Source organism: Mesorhizobium sp. RSR380A (assembly GCF_054719385.1).
This window is the reverse complement of record NZ_JBTTIB010000001.1, coordinates 828,391-847,946: the sequence shown is the minus strand read 5'-3', so window position 1 is coordinate 847,946 and position 19,556 is coordinate 828,391. Positions and strand designations below refer to the sequence as shown.

Below are 19,556 nucleotides of genomic sequence, written 5' to 3'. Positions count from 1 at the left end.
GCCTTCGACCGTTCACCGCAATGTGAGCGTGTGTTGAAGGAGAGATGTCATGAAAAAGCTCATTCTTGCTTCCGTTTCCGCCCTGGCCCTGTTCGGCGTTGCCGCCTGCAGCGACAGCGGTACGGATAACACCACCACCCAGAGCACCAATCCGCCAGCCGCCGAGCCCATGAAGCCGGCGACGCCGGATGCACCGAAGCCTGCAGAACCGGCTCCGGCAACACCTGCTCCTGCCCCCGCGCAGTAGCAGCAGTCTCGGTCACTTTGACGTGACGAGAGAGGAGGCCGGCTTCGCGCCGGCCTTCCTGCGTTTAGGTCGATTCGGGGCTCAAGGGTCTTGAACCGGCTCTTTCCTACGGTTTGGGATCTGGCGCGTCGGTTGCTTGCGTGAATTCGATCCCCTCTGCGGCGCTGTCTTGGCTTGATAGCGATGGCCGGCGGCCCTAATAAGCGCTCATGTCGATTTGGGATCGCCTCGGCGACTTCATCAACCGCGTTTCATCTTCAGCCACGTCCGGCGTCGCCGATGTGGTCGAGGCCGTGCGCACGGTTTTCTCCGGTGACGCCGATCTGCGCCGGCGCGTCGCCTTCTCTGTGGCGATGATTGCGCTGTCAGCCAAGATGGCCAAGGCCGATGGCATCGTCACCCAGGACGAGGTTCGCGCGTTCCAGGAAATATTCGAGGTGCCGCGAGAACAGACCCGCAATGTGGCGCGGCTTTACGATCTGGCCAAGCGCGACGTCGCCGGGTTCGAGACCTATGCCGAGAGTATGGCGCAGATGTGCGGCTCGGGCCATTCGAACTGCGTCATGCTGGAAGACATACTCGACGGTCTGTTCCATATCGCCAAGGCGGACGGGCTGGTGCATGAGCGCGAAGGGATTTTCCTGCACCGTATTGCCGAGATTTTCCGCATCGACGAGGTGCACTACGAGGCCATCCTGGCCAGGCACGTCAATCTCGGCGCCGGCGATCCCTATATCGTGCTCGGCATTGAGCGCGGGAAACCGTTCGAGGAGGTCAGGAAGCGATACCGCAAGCTGGTCTCCGACAATCATCCGGACCGGCTGATCGCGCGCGGCCTGCCGCAGGAATTCATCAAGATTGCAACGACCAGGGTCGCGGCGATCAATGCGGCCTATGAAATGATCGAGCGGGGCCTCAGGCACGCATGAGCGGCTTCCCGCCCGACGAGCCAAGCGCGGAGGTCAGGGTGTCGCCGAATTTCGGCCCGCGACGCGAAACGCTCAGGCCCGACATGATCGTGCTGCACTATACCGGCATGGCGACGGGTGCTGCCGCGGAAGCCTGGTTGTGCGACCCCGCAAGCGAAGTCTCGTCGCACTACCTCGTCCATGAGGATGGCCGCATCATCCAGATGGTGCGCGAAAGCGACCGCGCCTGGCACGCCGGTGCAAGTTCCTGGTTCGGTCGTCGCGACATCAACTCCTGTTCGGTCGGCATCGAAATCGTCAATCCCGGCCATTTGCTCGGCTATTCGGCCTTTCCCAAGCGGCAGGTGGAAGCGGTGATCGGGCTTTGCCTTGGTATCATCGAACGCCATTCCATTACGGCGCAAAGGGTGCTTGCCCATTCCGACATCGCGCCGGGGCGCAAGATCGACCCGGGCGAGAAATTCCCCTGGAAGGCGCTGTTTGCGGCCGGGGTCGGCCATCTCGTGCCTGCGGCGCCGGTTCGGCGCGGCGCGGTGCTGAAAGCCGGCGATGCCGGCGCCGAGGTCGAGGCACTGCAGTCGATGCTGGCGCTCTATGGCTATGGCGTCGAGATATCAGGTGTCTTCGACCGCCAGACCGAAATCGTCGTCGAAGCTTTTCAGCGGCATTTCCGACCACGCATGGTGGATGGCGTCGCCGACGGCTCTACGTCTAGCACGCTGCAAAGCCTGCTGACTTCCCTTAGGTCAGTTGCGTCTAAATAATCTTTTCCTGATATTCAAGTTACAGCCTGTCACTGAAAGTGAATTGCCTCGCCTTGTTCGACACAAATTCCGCCCTCAAAGGCAGTTCGTGCAAGTTATCGGACCTCGAGCCCCTCGGATGCTCCGATATTGATTAGGCGTTGCTGCGTGAAGATCTTCGCGCGGCCAAACAGAACAGGACCACATGCAGAAATTGACCGTTGTAACGGCAGCTATTGCTGCCGGCGTAATGACTTTTGCCTTCAGCACGGCCGATGCCGCACCACTGAGCCAGAGGGCAGACCAGGGCTTCATCGCCGCACCCGCAAAAGCCACCATGAGGAAGGCAAACCCGAAAGCAAAAAGGGCAATCACCGCGAAAGTGCGCAAAGCAGCCGTGGTGAAGGCCAGAAAAGCCACGGCCAAGAGGCATTTTGAGCGCAACAGGAAGAGCGTCGACCTGACGACGACCGCATCGATCCGCCCAAGCACCGCTGCGGAGTCGACTGCGGCAGCCGCGCTTGGCGGCCAGTATTCGGCAATCATTGCCCGCTATGCCGCGGCCGAAGGCGTGCCGGTGTCGCTGGCCCAGGCGGTCATCAAGATCGAGAGCAACTACCGGCCGAACATCGTCGGCAGCGCGGGTGAAATCGGCCTGATGCAGATCAAGCCGGCAACAGCGCGGATGATGGGATATAGCGGCTCCGCCAAGGGTCTGTTCGATCCCGACACCAACATCAAATACGGCATGAAGTACCTTGCCATGGCGCGCAATCTCGGCGGCGGCACCACCTGCGGCACGATCCTGAAATACAATGCCGGCCATGCCGCGACGCGGATGAACCCGGTGTCGGCGGCGTATTGCGGCAAGGTCAAGGTGCAGTTGGCGGCATTGGGATCGCCGGCATAAAGTCTGCTTTTTCATTTGCGTTTTGGAACGTGAACCCCTTTATACGCTCTGCCAGCTGGCCGGGCGGCCGCACCCGCAAAGCCGAAAGGCTGCGGGTGAGGAAAGTCCGGGCTCCATGGAGACACGGTGCCGGTTAATGGCCGGCGGGGGCGACCCCAGGGAAAGTGCCACAGAAAGCAAACCGCCACGATTTATCGGGGCAAGGGTGAAAGGGTGGGGTAAGAGCCCACCGCGCGACTGGCAACAGGAGCGGCACGGTAAACCCCACCGGGAGCAAGACCGAATAGGGACGGTGCGAGGGGAAACCTTCGAGGGCTGTTTCCGGCTCACCGTCCGGGTAGGTTGCGTGAGGCGCATGGCAACATGCGCCCAAGATGAATGGCCGCCACGTTCTCGCCCCGAAAGGGGCGAGGGCCATACAAAACCCGGCTTACAGGCCAGCTGGCAACTCTCAGCGAGGTCGAAGATCTTTTGAGATCAGCAGTCTGCGCCCACGGCGCAGCTGTTGCCTCATGTGCTTCAGCACTCGAGTCAGCGGTGTAGGGTGGGCTGAGAGTAATGGCGTTCTTGAATCTGGTGCGATTAATCGTACCATAACCATGGTGATGGATGGATCAAGGAGCACGCCATGGGTCATGTCGACAAACGCAGCATCACGCTTTCGCTGGCGGCGGCGGTCCGACGACGTCGTGGCCGCCGGCGAATATGCCTCGGCCAGCGAAGTGATCCGTGACGCACTGCGGCAATGAAAAGACCGCCGCGATCTGCTCGGCTATACGGTCGAGGAACTGCGCAGGCTGCTTCAGGAGGGGATCGACAGCGGCCCGGGACGATTTGCGTCGATGGACGAGATCAAGGCTAAAGCACGTCAGGACAGGTTGTCTGATGACCTTGAGAGCGGGAGAAAAGTGGATGGGCCTCTATTCATTGAGCGCTTGCGGGCCAAATATGCTGCGATAAGCGCGGTAGGCGACTCTCAGAAGTGAAAGATAGCTGTTGCAAGGAGGCGTCTGGTTGAGCTTGGTCAAGTCGCTCCTTTTATTACTCCCAATAATCTCTTGGGGCACCTCCTTGATGGCACTAAACATCAGGGACCATCTGCTAGTAAAAAAATACAAGGGTATGGATCTTTTGCGCATAACGATGGGGCAGGAAAAGTTCGCATAGATTGGGAAAGCAAAGAAATTACACCTGAGTTCATACGGGAAAGAAATAAAGTTATTAGGCCATATAAAGTGGCCGTATGGTCTTTGTCAGTTATTTTTACTATCGACATATTTGCCATCTTAGTTTTCGGTATTTGAAATTTTACTCCGAGGGTTTTTCGGTGGCACAGCGAAGGTCGCGACGTCAATTGTAGTACAGTATGGTCCGTATACAGCTTGAAATCCCGCGCGCACTTCACGGCCGGCGCAGTATCGATGCGGACGACTTAATCCACCAGTTCAGACGCCGATCTTGTCCAGCGATGCCTCGATCGCCTGCCAGAGTTCTTCCACCGGCTCGCAGCCCACCGACAGGCGCACGAAGCCGGGCGGAACCGAATCTCCTCGCTTGGCCCGCCGCTCGGCGGAGGTGTGGACACCGCCGAACGACGTTGCCGCCTGCATCAGCGTGCAGTTGTTGATGAAATCCTCGGCCTTGTCTTCGGAAGCGAGTTCGAAGGACACGAGGAAGCCGAAGCGCTCCATCTGCGCCCGGGCGAGGTTGTGCGACGGGTCGCCCTCCAGCCCGGGGTAGCGCAAGCCGCTAACGGCGCGATGGTCTTTCAGGCGCTTCGCGATCACCTCGGCAGAAGAACACATGCGGTCGAAGCGTACGTCCAGCGTCTCCAGGCCGCGATGCACCAGCCAAGCCTCGAACGGGCCGGGAATGCCGCCCGCGGTCTCGCGCCAGCCGGTGACGTCCGCGATGATGTCTGGATTGCGGCTGGCGACATGGCCGAACAGCACGTCGGAATGCCCGTTGGCCGCCTTGGTGTCGGCAGCAACGACGATGTCGGCGCCGAGATCGAGCGGGCGCTGGCCGAACGGCGTCATCGTGGTGTTGTCGACGACGACGATCGCGCCCGCTTGGTGCGCGGCCTCGGCGACCGCTGTGATGTCGCAAATGTCCAATCGCGGATTTGACGGGGTTTCAACGTAGACAAGGCGGTAGCCGTCGAAGCCGCCGTCGAGGAATGTAGCTGTCGGCCGCAGATCATAGGCGACGCCGAAGGGCTTGAGGAAACGTTCGGCCAGCGCGCGTGTGGCATGGTAGCCGTCCGAAGGCAAAAGCACGCGGTCGCCGGATTTCAACAGGCCGAAAAACACCGCCGAGATTGCCGCCATTCCAGAGGGGAAGCCGACGCATGGCGCGTCTTCGAGATGCGCCAGCATGTGCTCGACTGCATCCCAGGTGGCGTTGCTGTAACGGCCGTACTGACTGTAGCCGGCGCCGTCGCCCGGGTTGTGGAAAATAGCGGCCATGGTCAGCGGCAATGGGATGGGGTCGCCTTTGGCAAGTCCGTCGCGACGCAGATGGGCAAGGGAGGCCGCGCGGGACCTGGCTGTTTCGGACATGGATTTCTGACCTTGTTGCTCAGCGAAAAGACTGACGACGCTATTCGCGGCAGTGATGCGCGGCAAGCCGCTTCCGCTTGGGCCAGCCCGCTCTAAACGGTTCGTTAGGCTTAATGGGAGATAAAGACGGGAGTGTTGTCAGAGCTGCTCTCACCGGTTGTGGCGCGCGCGTTTGTGAAGCCTGTTCCCGTTGACGCCCATAGTGCCCCATGATATCCCATTTCGATACCAAAGCCTTCGTTCCGCGTCAGGGTAAAGCGTACGCCAATCGGGCAGCCGCGGCGGCTGTGCGTTTGCGGGGTTTTGCCGCTGGGATCGAAGCGGATTTTCGGCAGGGGACGCGCTTCGGCGCGGACGAAAACATGGAGAGGGGTGCGGCGGCGGAAGCGGCTGCAGCGTGTCATGGACCGGTTTGTGTCAAGCGCGGTGAACAGGATCGATGCGAAGGGGCGGGTCTCCGTTCCGGCGCATTTCCGCGCGGTCGTGCAGAAGCGCGGCTATTCGGAGCTCTACGCGCTGCGCGGACTGGACGTGCCTGCGATGGATGTCGGCGGGCTCGATCTGCTCGACCGCTACGAGCAGCGCATCGCGCTGGAAGACCCTTTTTTGCAGACGGCGGACGATATGTCGTTCTTCTGCCATGGCGACGGGACGTTCCTGAAGCTCGATCAGGATGGCCGCATCACGATGAGCGATTTCATCCGCGAGCATACGGGCATCACGAGCGAAGTGGCCTTTGTCGGCCGCGGCAATTTCTTTCAAGTTTGGGAGCCTGGACGGCTGGCCGCCTATGGGGCGCAGGCGCGAGCCAGGCTTTTGCAGCTTCGGCAGGGGACGAAGGCTCACGAGGGCAAGGCTGGGGAGCGACCGGAGTGATGGCGGATCACGGCGATGATCTCAGCGCCGTTGGCGGACCGGTCCGCCACATTCCGGTCCTCCTTGCCGAAGTGTTGGAAGCGCTCTCGCCCAAAGCCGGCGATGTGATCGTCGACGGCACGTTCGGCGCTGGCGGCTACACCAAGGCGATCCTGGCGAGCGGCGCCTCGGTGGTGGCGATCGATCGCGATCCCGATGCGATTGCCGCCGGGCGCGGACTGGAACAGCAATCCGGCGGCAGGCTAAGGCTGGTGCAGGCGCCGTTCTCGACGCTGGACGAGCAGGTCGAAAGCGCCGACGGCGTTGTGCTCGACATCGGCATTTCCTCCATGCAGATCGACCAGCCCGAGCGCGGCTTTTCGTTCCGCACGGACGGGCCGCTCGACATGCGCATGGCGCAGGCGGGCTTGAGTGCTGCCGACGTCGTCAATTCGTTCAAGATAGGCGACCTTGCCCGCATCTTCGGCTTCCTCGGCGAAGAGCGGAATGCCGGCCGCATTGCCCGCATGATCGAGTCACGCCGCGAAAAACGCCCGTTCGAGCGCACGCTCGATCTCGCCGACGCCATCGAAACGCATATCGGCCGCGCGCCGAAGGACAAGATCCATCCGGCCACCCGCGTCTTCCAGGCGCTGCGCATTTTCGTCAATGACGAGCTGGGCGAATTGGCCAAGGCTCTGGTGGCGTCCGAGCGGGTATTGAAGCCCGGCGGGCGGCTTGCGGTGGTGACGTTCCATTCGCTGGAAGACCGCATCGTCAAGCGCTTCATCGCCGACCGCGCCGACGTCGCCACCGGCTCACGTCATTTGCCCGAGGCGCACGCGCGCACCGCGACCTTCAGCAAGGCCGGTGGCGGCGTGACGGCAGGCGATGCCGAAGTCGCTGCCAATCCGCGGGCGCGCTCGGCCAGGCTGCGTGCCGCCATCCGCACCGAGGCGCCGGCGCGCGCCGGTGATCTCACCGTTTTCGGACTTCCAAAACTTCCCGGCATCCAACTGCCGCGAGAGAGGTGAATACGTGTTTCGAACCAGCGACATAGTCCTGATCGCCGTCATGGTTTCGGCCGCGGCCCTAACCTACAAGGCCAAGCGCGAGGCCGAGGAACAACTGGCTTCGGTGCAGAAGATCGAGGCGCAGATCCGCTATGAGGAGGACACGATCGACCTGCTCAAGGCCGACTGGAGCCTGCTGACCCAGCCGTCGCGCCTGCAGAAGCTCGCTGAAACCTACAAAGCGCAGCTTGCACTCGAGCCGGTCGGTGCGCGGCAGATCGTCGGGCTCGACGACCTGCCGGCAAAACCGCTCAACATCGAGGACCTGTCGTCGCAACGGCTTGGCGGCATGGCCGACAATTCCGGCAAAGGACCAGCCGACAAGGATCCCGTGGTCACCGGAACCATCGTCCAATGATCGCTGGATTTTCAATGCGCGCCAAACTTCCGTCGGTCGGCAAATTGCTGAAGCGCCGCGCACGGACCGGCGAGGACGGCTCCATCGTGGTCGAAGGCGCGCGCAAGGCGACCGGCGGCAAGGCCAAGACCCGCATCGTGATGACGATGGCGGTGTTCTTCGGCATCTATTCGACCATCGCCGGGCGCCTGGTCTATCTCGGTTTCCAGTCCCCCGACATGTCGAATGGGCCGCAAAGCCGGGTGACGGCGTCGCGTCCCGACATCGTCGACCGCAACGGCGAGGTGCTGGCGACCGACATCAAGACGGCATCGCTGTTTGCCGAGCCGCGCCGCATCGTCGATGCTGACGAGGCGATCGAAAAGCTGTCGACCATTCTGCCAGATATTGATCCCGAGCAGACCTATCACAAGCTGAAGAGCGGCGCCGGCTTCGTCTGGCTGCAGCGGCAGCTGACGCCCAAGCAGCAGGCCGACATCATGCAGCTCGGCATTCCCGGCATCGGCTTTCGCACCGAAAAGCGCCGCTTCTATCCTGCCGGCGTGACCTCGTCCTACATTGTCGGCCTCACCAACATCGACAATCAGGGCATCTCCGGCATGGAGAAGTACATTGACGAGCAGGGCCTGAGCGACCTGCAGGCCTCAGGCTTGGCGATCGCCAAGGATCTGAAGCCGGTTCAGCTGTCGATCGACCTGCGCGTCCAGCATGTGGTGCGCGACGAGATTGCCGCCGGCCTCGAGCGCTATCGCGCCATGGGCGCCGGCGCCGTCGTGCTCAACATCAAGACCGGCGAAGTGGTGGCGATGGCCTCGGTGCCGGATTTCGATCCGAACAATCCCTTCAATGCGCAGGACAAGGATCGGCTGAACCGCATGTCGGCCGGCCTCTACGAGATGGGATCGACCTTCAAGAGCTTCACCTCGGCCATGGCACTCGATTCCGGCAAGGCGAATATGAACAGCCGTTTCGATGCCTCGCACCCAATCCGGGTCGGCCATCAGGCCATCCACGATTTCCATGGCAAGAACCGCGTGCTGTCATTGCCGGAGGTGTTCCTTTACTCCTCCAACATCGGATCGGCGCGTGAGGCCGAAATGGTCGGCATCGAGGGGCACCGCGAGTTCCTGCATCGCCTTGGCCTTCTGGACAGGATGCAGACCGAACTGCCTGAGGTCGCGCGCCCGACCGAACCGAAGGTCTGGAAACAGGTCAACTCCTTCACCATCGCCTTCGGCCATGGTGTGTCGACGACGCCGCTGCAGGCCGCCGTCGGCTGCGCGGCGCTGATGCAGGGCTATTTGATCCCGCCGACTTTCCTGGTCCGCAGCGAGCAGGATGCCATGGCGGTGGCCAAGAGAGTGGTCAGCGAAAAGACTGTGGAGGGCATGCGCTACCTCTACACGCTCAATGCCGAGAAAGGCTCGGCCAGAAACGCCAGGGCCCCCGGCTACCGCGTTGGCGGCAAGACCGGAACCGCCGAGAAGGTGATCAATGGCCGCTACTCGAAGGAACTGAATTTCAACACCTTCGTCGCTGCCTTCCCGATGGACGATCCGCAGTATCTGGTGTTTACGATCGCTGACGCTCCGCACCCGGAAAAGCCCGGAATGACCGACGTCGCCGCCAACAATGCGGGTGTCATGGCCGGAAACATCATCAGGCGGGCAGCCGCCATGCTTGGCGTGAAGCCAGATTTCAGCCATGAAAATGGCGCAACGCTGGTTTCCTATCAGTGATTCTTAGGGCGCGCCGGCAACTGCGCGCCATTTTGTTGAGGTAAACGGGGTTCGATGCACCTGAGAGATTTAGCCGGTATCCTGCCTGTCGAGGGAACATCTTCCCGCGATGTGGAGGTAACCGGGATTTCGTCGGATTCCCGCACGGTCAAGACCGGCGTGGTCTTTTTCGCGCTCGCCGGCAGCAAGGCGGATGGTTCGGCCTATGCCGCCGATGCGGCAAAGCGCGGCGCAGCGGCGGTTGTCGTGGGCAAGGCCAGCGCCGTTTCCGGTCTGTCCGTCCCGGTGCTCAGTGTCGACGACGCACGCCTGGCGCTGGCGCTGAGCGCGGCACGTTTCTTCGGCAGCCAGCCGGAGACCATGGTCGCGGTTACCGGCACCGCAGGCAAGACCTCGGTCGCCGCCTTCATCCGGCAGATCTGGGAGCAGGCCGGCTTTGCCGCCGCGTCCATTGGCACCACCGGCGTGGTGGCGCCGGGCCGCAACGACTACGGTTCGCTGACCACGCCCGATCCGGTGGCTTTGCACCAGTTGCTCAAGGAATTGGCGGAGGCCGGCGTCACCCATGCCTCGATGGAAGCCTCCAGCCACGGTCTCGACCAGCGCCGCCTCGATGGCGTCAAGCTCGCCGCGGGCGGTTTCACCAATCTCGGCCGCGACCATATGGACTATCATCAGACGGTCGAGGACTATCATCGCGCCAAATTGCGCCTGTTCGACACGCTGCTGCTGAAAGGCGCGCCGGCGGTCATCTTTGCCGACGATCCGTGGTCGGCGCCGACCATCCAGGCTGCGCAGGCCGCGGGGCTCAATGTGCTGACTGTCGGCCGCCATGGCGATTTCCTGCGCCTGAAGCGGGTCGAGCACGAGCGCCACCGCCAGCGCGCCGAGGTCGAAGCTGACGGCGTGCTCTACGAGATCGACCTGCCGCTCGCCGGCGACTTCCAGATCGCCAATGCCCTGGTTTCGGCAGGGCTGGCCATTTCCACCGGAACGCCGGTCGCCAAAGCTTTGATGGCATTGGAGAAACTCCAGGGTGCGCCGGGACGGCTCGACCTGGTCGGCGCCACCGCCAATGGCGCGCCCGTCTATGTCGACTATGCCCACAAGCCGGATGCGCTGGAAAATGTGCTGGCCGCCGTGCGCCCGTTCACCACCGGTCGCGTCATCGTCGTGTTCGGCTGCGGCGGCGACCGCGACCGGGGCAAGCGGCCGATCATGGGCGAAATCGCCACGCGGCTGGCCGACGTCGTCATCGTCACCGACGACAATCCGCGCTCGGAAGTGCCGGAAACGATCCGTGCCGCGATCCTGGCAGCCGCGCCCCGCGCGATTGAAATCGGCGACCGCCGCAAGGCGATCCACGAAGCGGTCGCCATGCTCAAAGCGGGCGATACGCTGATCGTTGCCGGGAAGGGCCATGAAGAGGGCCAGACCATCGGCGCCGAGACGTTTCCCTTCTCCGACCACGAGGAAGTCCGCTCGGCGCTGCGGGAGCGGGCCGCATGAGCGTGCTCTGGACTTCCGAGGCGCTGGTCGACGCCATGGGCGGTCGGCCGCTCGGGCCGATGCCGGAGGGAATTTCGGGGATCTCGATCGACAGCCGCAGCCTGCAGCCGGGCGACGCCTTCTTCGCCATCAAGGGCGAGGCGATGGACGGCCATGACTTCGCGACCGCGGCGATCAAGGCCGGCGCCGGCGTGCTGATCGTTGCCGAGGGCAAGTTGCCGTCGCTTGGGCGGCTGACGGCGCCGATGATCGTCGTGCAGGATGTGCTGGCAGCACTGGAGAAACTCGGTGTTGCCGCCCGCGCCCGTTCCAGCGCAAAAATCATCGCGGTGACCGGATCGGCCGGCAAGACCACCACCAAGGAGGCGCTGCGTCATGTGCTGTCGGCCGTCGGCACGGTGCATGCTTCGGCGCAGTCCTTCAACAATCATTGGGGCGTGCCGCTGACGCTGGCGCGCATGCCCGGCGATTGCGACTATGCGGTGTTCGAGATCGGCATGAACCATCCGGGCGAGATCCGGCCGCTGGTCAAGATGGTCCGGCCAGATGTGGCCATCGTCACGATGATCGCCGCTGCGCATCTCGGCTTCTTTAGAAATCTCGACGAGATCGCCAAGGCCAAGGCCGAGATTTTTGAAGGAATCGAGCCCGGCGGTGCGGCCTTGCTCAACCGCGACGATGCGCGATGGAAGCTGCTCGACAAGATGGCGCGAGCCGCCGGCGTCGAACATGTCTTTGGCTTCGGCGAGAATGCACGGTCGACCTACAAGCTGACCAAATGCGAGCTGCATGCCGATCATTCCGACATCACCGCCAGGATCGGCGGGCAGGATGTGACGGTGCGCATCGGCGCGCCCGGCCGCCACATGGTACAGAACGTCCTGGCGGTGCTCGGCGCCGCGCATTTGGTTGAAGCCGACATCGGCAAGGTGGCCTTGGCACTGGCCGATCTGTCGGCCGAGCGTGGCCGTGGGAAGCGCCATATGCTTCGCCACCCCAAGGGACCGATCACACTGATCGACGAGAGCTACAACGCCAATCCGGCCTCGATGGCTGCTGCCATGGCGCTGCTCAACGCGACGCCTGTCACGGGCGAGGGCCGGCGCATCGCCGTGCTCGGCGACATGCTCGAGCTCGGCGACCATTCGGCCAAGCTCCATGCAGCCCTTGCCGAGTTGATCGTCGGCACCGGCACAAACACGGTCTTTCTCGGCGGTCCGGAAATGCGGGCGCTGGCAGACATCCTGCCCGACGAGATCAAAACGGAATACCGCGCCGGCGCCGAGGAATTGAAGCCGCTGCTGTTGTCGACGCTGAAGGCCGGCGACGTGGTGATGATCAAATCGTCGAAAGGCATCGGCTTTTCAAAGCTGGTCGAGGCCTTGCTCGGCAAATATCCGGCGGAAGCCGCAGGCACGAAACATAACTAGTCCGGGGAACGGAATCGTATGTTTACATTGCTCGTCGATTTTGCGGACAAGGTCTCGGTCTTCAATATCTTCCGCTACATAACTTTCCGCACCGGCGGTGCGCTGATCACCTCGGCGCTGATCGTCTTCATCTTCGGGCCGACCATCATCAATTCGCTTAGGCTGCGGCAAGGCAAGGGCCAGCCGATCCGCGCCGATGGCCCGCAGACGCATTTCAAGAAGGCCGGCACGCCGACGATGGGCGGGCTGATGATCCTGTGCGGCATCGTCGGCTCGTCGCTTCTATGGGCGAACCTCTCCTCGATCTATGTCTGGGTGGTGCTCTTGGTGACGCTGGGCTTCGGTTCGATCGGCTTTTACGACGACTATCTCAAGGTAACCAAGCAGTCGCATCTCGGCTTTTCCGGCAAGGCGCGGCTGGCGTTGGAATTCGTCATCGCCGGCATCGCCGCCTGGGCGATCATGCATAATGGCCAGGCGCCGTTCTCGTCGTCGCTGACCTTCCCCTTCGCCAAGGAATTCATCATCAATCTCGGCTGGTTCTTCGTGCCGTTCTCCTGCTTCGTCATTGTCGGCGCCGGCAATGCGGTGAATTTGACCGATGGCCTCGACGGGCTGGCGATCGTGCCGATCATGATTGCGGCGGCATCCTTTGGCGTCATCGCCTACCTCTCCGGCAATGCGGTGTTCGCCGAATATCTGCAGATCCATTTCGTGCCCGGCACCGGCGAGCTGGCTGTCGTGCTTGGCGCCGTCATCGGCGCCGGCCTCGGCTTCCTCTGGTTCAACGCGCCACCGGCGGCGATCTTCATGGGCGACACCGGTTCGCTGGCCATGGGTGGCCTGATCGGTACGGTCGCGGTCGCCACCAAGCACGAGATCGTGCTGGTCATTGTCGGCGGATTGTTTGTCGTGGAAATCCTGTCGGTCATCATTCAGGTCGGCTACTTCAAGATGACCGGCAAGCGCGTGTTCCTGATGGCGCCGATCCATCATCATTTCGAAAAGCTCGGCTGGACCGAAAGCCAGGTGGTGATCCGCTTCTGGATCATCGCCGTCATCCTGGCGCTGGTCGGCCTGTCGACCCTCAAGCTGAGATAGGAACCCGCTTGATCCCCGCCGCATCCTTTTCGGGCAAACGCGTTTCGCTCTTCGGGCTCGGTGGCTCGGGGATCGCCACGGCGCGCGCGCTGATCGAGGGCGGCGCCGACGTGCTTGCCTGGGACGACAATCCCGATAGCGTCGCCAAGGCTGCTGACCAAGGCATTGCGACCGCCGATCTGCGCGGCGCCGACTGGTCGAAATTCTCGGCCTTCGTGCTCTCGCCCGGCGTGCCGCTGACGCATCCCAAGCCGCACTGGACGGTGGAGTTGGCGCGTGGCTCCGGCGTCGAGGTGATCGGCGATATCGAATTGTTCTGCCGCGAGCGGATTGCGCGCGCGCCTGATGCGCCGTTCATCGCTATCACCGGCACCAACGGCAAGTCGACGACCACGGCGCTGACCGCGCATATCCTCAAATCGGCAGGGCGCGACACGCAGATGGGCGGCAATATCGGCCGGGCCATCATGACGCTCGATCCACCGCAGGCTGACCGGGACTATGTCGTCGAGTGTTCGTCCTACCAGATCGATCTCGCGCCCTCGATCAACCCGACGGCCGGCATCCTGCTCAACCTGACGCCCGACCATCTCGACCGCCACGGCACCATGCAGCATTACGCTTCGATCAAGGAGCGGCTGGTTGCCGGCAGCGAGACGGCGATCGTCGGCGTTGACGATTCCTGGTGCGCGCAGATCGCTGACCGGCTGGAGAGGGCGGGCCGGGAGGTGATCCGCATCTCCAAGCGGCTGCCGCTGACCGACGGCTATTTCGCCGACGGCTCTGATCTGATGGAAGCCGTGCATGGCCGCTACAGCCGCGTCGCCTTCCTCGAAGGCATCGGTTCGTTGCGCGGCCAGCACAATGCGCAGAACGCGCTTGCCGCCGTCGCAGCTTGCCTCAAGGTCGGCTTGAGCCTGGGCGAAATCCAGGCGGGACTGGAAAGCTTCCCCGGCCTCGCGCATCGCATGGAGCAGGTCGGCCGCAAGGATCATGTGCTGTTCGTCAACGATTCCAAGGCGACCAATGCCGATGCGGCGGCACCGGCGCTGTCGAGTTTTTCGCGCATTTACTGGATCGCCGGCGGACTGCCCAAGGAAGGCGGCATCGAGCCGTTGCGCGGTTTCTTCCCGCGCGTCGCCAAGGCCTATCTGATCGGCGAGGCGGCGCCCGCATTCTCGGCGACGCTCGGCGAAGCCGTGCCCTATGAAATCTCGGGCACCCTGGCCGCCGCGGTCGACCATGCCGCGAAAGACTCGGCCAAGGATGACAACGGCGAGGTGGTGGTACTGCTGTCGCCGGCCTGCGCCAGTTTCGACCAATTCAAGAATTTCGAAGTTCGCGGCGAAGCCTTCAGGCAAGCTGCGAATGCTATCGAGGGTGTCAAACCCATCGGAGGGGCACGATAATGCAAAGCCGTCTCGACAAAAGCCCGGTTGCAACCTGGTGGTGGACGATCGATCGCTGGTTCCTGGCGGCGTTCCTGTCGCTAATGGGGCTTGGCATCGTCTTGTCCTTTGCGGCAAGCCCGGCGGTGGCCGAACGCATCGGCCTCGATAGTTTCCACTTTGCCACCAGGCAGATCATCTTCACCGTGCCGGCGCTCGGCGTGATGCTGGCGGTCTCCTTCCTGGAATCGCGGCAGATCCGGCGCATGGCGCTGATCATCCTGGGCATCATGCTGGTGCTGATGGTGGCCGTGCTCTACATCGGCGTCGAGGTGAAGGGCGCGCGGCGCTGGGTGTCGTTTGTCGGCATGTCGATCCAGCCGTCGGAATTTCTGAAACCCGCCTTCGTCATCGTCTGCGCCTGGCTGTTCGCCGAACACAAGCGCCAGCCCGACATCCCCGGCAATTTGTTTGCCATGCTGCTGCTGATCCTGGTCATCTCGCTTCTGGTGGCGCAGCCCGATCTCGGCCAGACCATGCTGGTGACCGGCACCTGGGGCGTCATGTTCTTCATGGCCGGCCTGCCATGGCTATGGATCATCGCGCTTGGCGCCACCGGCGCCGGCGGCCTGTTTGCCGCCTATACGGTGTTCCCGCACGTCGCCGCCCGCATCGACAAATTCCTGACCGGCGAAGGCGACACGTTCCAGGTCGACATGGGTCGCGAGGCGCTGATCAACGGCCACTGGTTCGGCGTCGGCCCGGGCGAGGGCACGGTCAAGCGCGTCATCCCCGACGCGCATGCCGACTTCGTCTTTTCGGTCGCCGGCGAAGAGTTCGGGCTGATCATGTGCTTCTTCATCATGTCGATCTTCGCCTTCATCGTGCTGCGCGGCCTCAGCACGGCGCTGAAGGAACATGATGATTTCACCCGCTACGCCGTCGGCGGTCTCGTCACCGTGTTCGGCCTGCAGTCGGTCATCAACATGTGCGTCAACCTGCAGCTGATGCCGGCCAAGGGCATGACGCTGCCTTTCATCTCCTATGGCGGCTCCTCGCAGATCGCCATTGCCATCTCGATGGGCATGGTGCTGGCGCTGACCCGCAAGCGACCGGAAAAGCGCAAGCAGATGGGCTTTGCCCTGTCGCAGCGCGCCCTGCCGGCGGAGTGATATGGCGCGGGGTGTGATCCTTCTCGCGGCTGGCGGAACCGGTGGACATCTGTTTCCGGCCGAGGCGCTGGCGCATGAGCTGATCGAGCGCGGCTGGGGCGTGCATCTGGCGACGGACGACCGCGCCGAGCGCTTTGCCGGCCATTTCCCGGCCGCCGCCATCCATCCGATCCAGTCGGCGACGATGGGCTCGAAAAACCCTGTCGCGCTGCTTGGCGCGTTCTGGAAGATCTGGCGCGGCGTGCGCCAAGCCTCCGCCGTCATCGCCAGGATCAAGCCTGATGCGGTCGTCGGCTTTGGCGGTTATCCGACCTTGCCACCGCTCTATGCCGCGACGCGGCGCAAGCTGCCGACGCTGATCCATGAGCAGAACGCAGTGATGGGCCGCGCCAACCGGGCGCTGTCCGGGCGCGTCGATGCCATCGCCGGCGGCTTCCTGCCGCAAGATGAAAGTGCCACAGGCGCCAAGACGGTGACGACAGGCAATCCGGTCAGGCCGCCAATCCTGGAGGCGGCAAAGACGCCCTACACCGCATCCAAAGGGGCGGATCCGTTCAGGCTCCTGGTGTTCGGCGGCAGCCAGGGCGCGCAGTTCTTTTCCGACGCCATGCCGACGGCGATCGCACTTCTGCCGGAGGCGCAGCGCAAGCGGCTGGTGATCACCCAGCAGGCCCGCGCCGACGACGTGGCGCGGGTGAAGGCCGGCTATGCGGCACTCGGCGTCCATGTCGACGTCTCGCCCTTCTTCACCGATATGGCACAGCGCATGGGCGCGGCGCATCTGGTGATCTCGCGCTCCGGCGCCTCGACGGTTTCGGAGATCGCCGTCATCGGCCGGCCGGCGCTGCTGGTGCCTTATCCCTATGCGCTGGATCACGATCAGGCGGCGAACGCAGCCGCCCTTGCCGCGGCGGGCGGCGGCGAGGTGCATCCGCAATCGTCACTGTCGCCGGAGCGCATCGCGGCTCTCATTGGCGGGCTGATGGACACTCCCGAGCGGCTGACGGCCATGGCTGCCGGAGCGAAGTCGGCTGGCCGGCCGAACGCGGCACGGTTGCTCGCTGATCTCACAGAGGCTATTGCGTCCAGAAAAACCGTTTCGGATTTCAGGAAAGGGACGCATTGATGAAGATGCCGCAGACCATCGGCCTTGTGCATTTCATCGGCATTGGCGGCATCGGCATGAGCGGCATCGCCGAGGTTCTGCACAATCTCGGCTACAAGGTGCAGGGTTCGGACCAGGCCGACAGCGCCAATGTCCAGCGGCTGCGCGACAAGGGCATCGAATGCTTTGTCGGCCACAAGGCCGAGAATATCGGCGCGGCCGAAGTGGTGGTCGTCTCCACCGCGATCAAGAAATCCAATCCCGAGCTGAAGGCCGCGCGGGAGAAGTTGCTCCCAATTGTCCGCCGGGCCGAGATGCTGGCCGAACTGATGCGCTTCCGCCAGGCGGTCGCGATCGGTGGCACGCATGGCAAGACCACAACCACGTCGATGGTGGCGACGCTGCTCGATGCCGGCGGGCTCGACCCGACGGTGATCAATGGCGGCATCATCAATGCCTATGGCACCAATGCCCGTATGGGCGATGGCGAGTGGATGGTGGTCGAAGCCGACGAAAGCGACGGCACCTTCCTCAAGCTGCCGGCCGAGATCGCCGTCGTCACCAACATCGATCCCGAGCATCTGGACCATTATGGCAGTTTCGACAAGGTGCGCGAGGCCTTCCGGCAATTCGTCGAGAACGTGCCGTTCTACGGTTTTGGCGTGATGTGCACCGACCATCCGGAAGTACAGGCGCTGGTCAGCCGCATCGAGGACCGCCGCGTCATCACCTATGGCGAGAACGCGCAGGCCGATGTGCGTTTCACCAACCACCGCATGGCCGGTGCCGTCTCGGCATTCGACGTGGTGATCCGCGACCGCAAGACCGGCGGCCAGACGACGATATCGGATCTGCGGCTGCCGATGCCCGGCCGCCACAACGTCTCCAACGCCACCGCCGCAATTGCGGTCGCGCATGAACTCGGCCTGTCGGCCGAAGCGATTAAGAAAGGGCTGTCGTCCTTTGCGGGCGTCAAGCGGCGCTTCACCCACACCGGCTCGTGGAACGGCGTCGACATCTTCGACGATTACGGTCACCACCCGGTCGAGATCACGGCGGTGTTGAAAGCGGCGCGCAGCGCCACCAAGGGCCGCGTCATCGCCATTGCGCAGCCGCACCGCTTCACCCGGCTGCACGATCTGTTCGACGAATTTTCGGTCTGTTTCAACGATGCCGACACGGTGATGGTGGCGCCGGTCTATACGGCGGGCGAGGAGCCGATCGACGGCGTGACCTCGGAGGCGCTGGTGTCGCGCATCCGCTCCGGCGGCCATCGCGATGCGCGCTACGTCGAAACCCCTGCCGCGATTTCGCCCGTCATCCGCGCGTTGGCGAAACCGGGCGACTTCGTCATCTTCCTGGGCGCCGGCAACATCACCCAATGGGCCTATGCGCTGCCTGGGGAACTCGGCGGTACCGTCTCATGATGCGCGGCCAGGACCTGCTCGACAAACTTGGCGACCGGCTTGCCGGCCTGCGCGGCCGCATCACGCCCAATGCCGAGATGGACAAGATCACCTGGTTCCGCGCCGGCGGTCTGGCGGACGCCCTGTTCCAGCCGGCCGACGAGGAGGATCTGGCTGCCTTCCTGCGCGCCGTGCCGGAGGACATCCCGCTCACCATCGTCGGTGTCGGCTCCAACCTCCTGGTGCGCGACGGCGGCATTCCAGGTTTCGTCATCCGGCTTTCGGCCAAGGGCTTTGGCGAGGCCGAGGTGGTTTCGCCGACCGTCATCAAGGCCGGTGCTGCGACGCCCGACAAGCGCGTCGCGGCCGTCGCTTATGAGGCCGGTATTGGCGGCTTTCATTTCTATCACGGCATTCCCGGCGCCATCGGCGGGGCGCTGAGGATGAATGCCGGCGCCAATGGCGTCGAGACGCGGGAACGTGTCGTCGAGGTTCGGGCGCTCGACCGCAAGGGCAATCTCCACACCCTCAGCAATGAAGACATGGGCTATGCCTATCGTCACTCGGCCGCACCTGCCGGGCTGATCTTCACCTCCGCCGTTTTCGAAGGTGTTCTGGAAGATCCGGAGGCGATCAAGGCGGCCATGGACGCCGTCCAGACGCATCGCGAGACGGTGCAGCCGATCCGCGAGAAGACCGGCGGCTCGACCTTCAAGAATCCGGAAGGCACCTCGGCCTGGAAGGAAATCGACAAGGCCGGCTGCCGCGGGCTGATGATCGGCGGCGCGCAGATGTCGCCGATGCACTGCAACTTCATGATCAACACCGGAACAGCGACCGGATACGACCTCGAATATCTCGGCGAGACGGTGCGCGCCCGCGTGCTTGAAAATTCAGGCATCCGCCTGCAGTGGGAAATCAAGCGGCTCGGCAATTTCCGCCCCGGCCATGCCGTGCAGGAATTCCTCGGACAGCTTCTTTAGCGCAAGCTGAAGTTCATGTGATGCTTGAACTTCAAACGGTCTGAAAC

The 19,556-nt window shown here is 63.2% G+C and carries 17 protein-coding genes, 1 other RNA gene and 1 pseudogene; 18 read left to right on the top strand and 1 reads right to left on the bottom strand.

Annotated features, from left to right (window positions below):
* Positions 1-49 precede the first annotated feature (49 nt).
* The 6 genes and pseudogenes from ACYG9Z_RS04175 (at position 50) to ACYG9Z_RS04150 (ending at position 3,815) form a co-directional block, all read left to right on the top strand.
* Positions 50-247 carry a hypothetical protein gene (locus ACYG9Z_RS04175; protein ID WP_023668260.1) on the top strand — a complete coding sequence of 66 codons (198 nt, stop codon included), beginning with the start codon at positions 50-52 and terminating at the stop codon, positions 245-247.
* Positions 248-456: 209 nt separating this feature from the next.
* Entirely contained in the window at positions 457-1,176 is a 720-nt protein-coding gene (locus ACYG9Z_RS04170; protein ID WP_023744594.1) for a J domain-containing protein, read from the top strand.
* Positions 1,173-1,940, top strand: coding sequence for an N-acetylmuramoyl-L-alanine amidase (locus ACYG9Z_RS04165; protein WP_023753063.1), 768 nt, complete (start codon positions 1,173-1,175; stop codon positions 1,938-1,940). The genes ACYG9Z_RS04170 and ACYG9Z_RS04165 overlap by 4 nt, the downstream gene beginning before the upstream one ends.
* A 184-nt stretch (positions 1,941-2,124) precedes the next feature.
* On the top strand, positions 2,125-2,829 hold the full coding sequence (locus tag ACYG9Z_RS04160) for a lytic transglycosylase domain-containing protein (protein WP_023753062.1): 705 nt from the start codon (positions 2,125-2,127) through the stop codon (positions 2,827-2,829).
* Between the two features lie 51 nt (positions 2,830-2,880).
* Positions 2,881-3,278, top strand: an RNA gene (gene rnpB, locus ACYG9Z_RS04155) — RNase P RNA component class A.
* A 179-nt stretch (positions 3,279-3,457) separates the two neighbouring features.
* A pseudogene (locus ACYG9Z_RS04150) lies at positions 3,458-3,815 on the top strand (type II toxin-antitoxin system ParD family antitoxin).
* Between the two features lie 459 nt (positions 3,816-4,274).
* On the opposite strand, the gene ACYG9Z_RS04145 reads toward ACYG9Z_RS04150, so the two are convergent.
* Positions 4,275-5,390, bottom strand: coding sequence for a cystathionine gamma-lyase (locus tag ACYG9Z_RS04145; RefSeq protein ID WP_023753060.1), 1,116 nt, complete (start codon positions 5,388-5,390; stop codon positions 4,275-4,277).
* Positions 5,391-5,792: 402 nt separating this feature from the next.
* Between ACYG9Z_RS04145 and mraZ the strand changes: the two genes are divergently transcribed.
* Genes mraZ through murB form a run of 12 tightly spaced genes read left to right on the top strand, consistent with a single transcriptional unit; the run spans position 5,793 to position 19,509 of the window.
* Positions 5,793-6,266, top strand: coding sequence for a division/cell wall cluster transcriptional repressor MraZ (mraZ, locus tag ACYG9Z_RS04140; RefSeq protein WP_023753059.1), 474 nt, complete (start codon positions 5,793-5,795; stop codon positions 6,264-6,266).
* On the top strand, positions 6,266-7,279 hold the full coding sequence (rsmH, locus tag ACYG9Z_RS04135; protein WP_032904030.1) for a 16S rRNA (cytosine(1402)-N(4))-methyltransferase RsmH: 1,014 nt from the start codon (positions 6,266-6,268) through the stop codon (positions 7,277-7,279). Before mraZ ends, rsmH begins: the two co-directional genes overlap by 1 nt.
* Before the next feature lie 4 nt (positions 7,280-7,283).
* Positions 7,284-7,676 (top strand): cell division protein FtsL, encoded by a 393-nt coding sequence (gene ftsL / locus ACYG9Z_RS04130; RefSeq protein ID WP_023753057.1) that lies wholly within the window; start codon positions 7,284-7,286, stop codon positions 7,674-7,676.
* Between the two features lie 14 nt (positions 7,677-7,690).
* Entirely contained in the window at positions 7,691-9,415 is a 1,725-nt protein-coding gene (locus tag ACYG9Z_RS04125; protein ID WP_023682141.1) for a peptidoglycan D,D-transpeptidase FtsI family protein, read from the top strand.
* A gap of 54 nt (positions 9,416-9,469) precedes the next feature.
* A complete protein-coding gene (locus ACYG9Z_RS04120; protein ID WP_023753056.1) occupies positions 9,470-10,924 on the top strand; it encodes a UDP-N-acetylmuramoyl-L-alanyl-D-glutamate--2,6-diaminopimelate ligase in 1,455 nt (484 codons plus the stop codon).
* Positions 10,921-12,354, top strand: coding sequence for a UDP-N-acetylmuramoylalanyl-D-glutamyl-2,6-diaminopimelate--D-alanyl-D-alanine ligase (locus ACYG9Z_RS04115; RefSeq protein ID WP_023753055.1), 1,434 nt, complete (start codon positions 10,921-10,923; stop codon positions 12,352-12,354). Before ACYG9Z_RS04120 ends, ACYG9Z_RS04115 begins: the two co-directional genes overlap by 4 nt.
* A gap of 18 nt (positions 12,355-12,372) precedes the next feature.
* Entirely contained in the window at positions 12,373-13,455 is a 1,083-nt protein-coding gene (mraY, locus tag ACYG9Z_RS04110; protein ID WP_023753054.1) for a phospho-N-acetylmuramoyl-pentapeptide-transferase, read from the top strand.
* An 8-nt stretch (positions 13,456-13,463) separates the two neighbouring features.
* Positions 13,464-14,864: a UDP-N-acetylmuramoyl-L-alanine--D-glutamate ligase gene (murD, locus tag ACYG9Z_RS04105; protein ID WP_023682137.1), complete on the top strand. Its 1,401-nt coding sequence runs from the start codon at positions 13,464-13,466 to the stop codon at positions 14,862-14,864.
* A complete protein-coding gene (ftsW, locus tag ACYG9Z_RS04100) occupies positions 14,864-16,015 on the top strand; it encodes a putative lipid II flippase FtsW (RefSeq protein WP_023668275.1) in 1,152 nt (383 codons plus the stop codon). The genes murD and ftsW overlap by 1 nt, the downstream gene beginning before the upstream one ends.
* 1 nt (position 16,016) lies before the next feature.
* Positions 16,017-17,141 carry an undecaprenyldiphospho-muramoylpentapeptide beta-N-acetylglucosaminyltransferase gene (murG, locus tag ACYG9Z_RS04095; protein WP_023682136.1) on the top strand — a complete coding sequence of 375 codons (1,125 nt, stop codon included), beginning with the start codon at positions 16,017-16,019 and terminating at the stop codon, positions 17,139-17,141.
* Positions 17,141-18,547 (top strand): UDP-N-acetylmuramate--L-alanine ligase, encoded by a 1,407-nt coding sequence (murC, locus tag ACYG9Z_RS04090; protein ID WP_023739859.1) that lies wholly within the window; start codon positions 17,141-17,143, stop codon positions 18,545-18,547. Before murG ends, murC begins: the two co-directional genes overlap by 1 nt.
* Positions 18,544-19,509: a UDP-N-acetylmuramate dehydrogenase gene (gene murB / locus ACYG9Z_RS04085; RefSeq protein ID WP_031244260.1), complete on the top strand. Its 966-nt coding sequence runs from the start codon at positions 18,544-18,546 to the stop codon at positions 19,507-19,509. The genes murC and murB overlap by 4 nt, the downstream gene beginning before the upstream one ends.
* The last annotated feature ends 47 nt before the right edge of the window (positions 19,510-19,556 follow it).

Excerpts from the sequence above, each read along its gene's own strand:
- ACYG9Z_RS04175 (WP_023668260.1), top strand. The coding sequence starts at position 50 with ATGAAAAAGCTCATTCTTGCTTCCGTTTCCGCCCTGGCCCTGTTCGGC.
- ACYG9Z_RS04125 (WP_023682141.1), top strand. The coding sequence starts at position 7,691 with ATGCGCGCCAAACTTCCGTCGGTCGGCAAATTGCTGAAGCGCCGCGCA.
- mraZ (WP_023753059.1), top strand. The coding sequence starts at position 5,793 with ATGGACCGGTTTGTGTCAAGCGCGGTGAACAGGATCGATGCGAAGGGG.
- murG (WP_023682136.1), top strand. The coding sequence starts at position 16,017 with ATGGCGCGGGGTGTGATCCTTCTCGCGGCTGGCGGAACCGGTGGACAT.
- ftsW (WP_023668275.1), top strand. The coding sequence starts at position 14,864 with ATGCAAAGCCGTCTCGACAAAAGCCCGGTTGCAACCTGGTGGTGGACG.
- ACYG9Z_RS04170 (WP_023744594.1), top strand. The coding sequence starts at position 457 with ATGTCGATTTGGGATCGCCTCGGCGACTTCATCAACCGCGTTTCATCT.
- murC (WP_023739859.1), top strand. The coding sequence starts at position 17,141 with ATGAAGATGCCGCAGACCATCGGCCTTGTGCATTTCATCGGCATTGGC.
- ACYG9Z_RS04165 (WP_023753063.1), top strand. The coding sequence starts at position 1,173 with ATGAGCGGCTTCCCGCCCGACGAGCCAAGCGCGGAGGTCAGGGTGTCG.
- ACYG9Z_RS04145 (WP_023753060.1), bottom strand. The coding sequence starts at position 5,390 with ATGTCCGAAACAGCCAGGTCCCGCGCGGCCTCCCTTGCCCATCTGCGT.
- murB (WP_031244260.1), top strand. The coding sequence starts at position 18,544 with ATGATGCGCGGCCAGGACCTGCTCGACAAACTTGGCGACCGGCTTGCC.
- ACYG9Z_RS04115 (WP_023753055.1), top strand. The coding sequence starts at position 10,921 with ATGAGCGTGCTCTGGACTTCCGAGGCGCTGGTCGACGCCATGGGCGGT.
- ACYG9Z_RS04120 (WP_023753056.1), top strand. The coding sequence starts at position 9,470 with ATGCACCTGAGAGATTTAGCCGGTATCCTGCCTGTCGAGGGAACATCT.
- rsmH (WP_032904030.1), top strand. The coding sequence starts at position 6,266 with ATGGCGGATCACGGCGATGATCTCAGCGCCGTTGGCGGACCGGTCCGC.
- ACYG9Z_RS04160 (WP_023753062.1), top strand. The coding sequence starts at position 2,125 with ATGCAGAAATTGACCGTTGTAACGGCAGCTATTGCTGCCGGCGTAATG.
- mraY (WP_023753054.1), top strand. The coding sequence starts at position 12,373 with ATGTTTACATTGCTCGTCGATTTTGCGGACAAGGTCTCGGTCTTCAAT.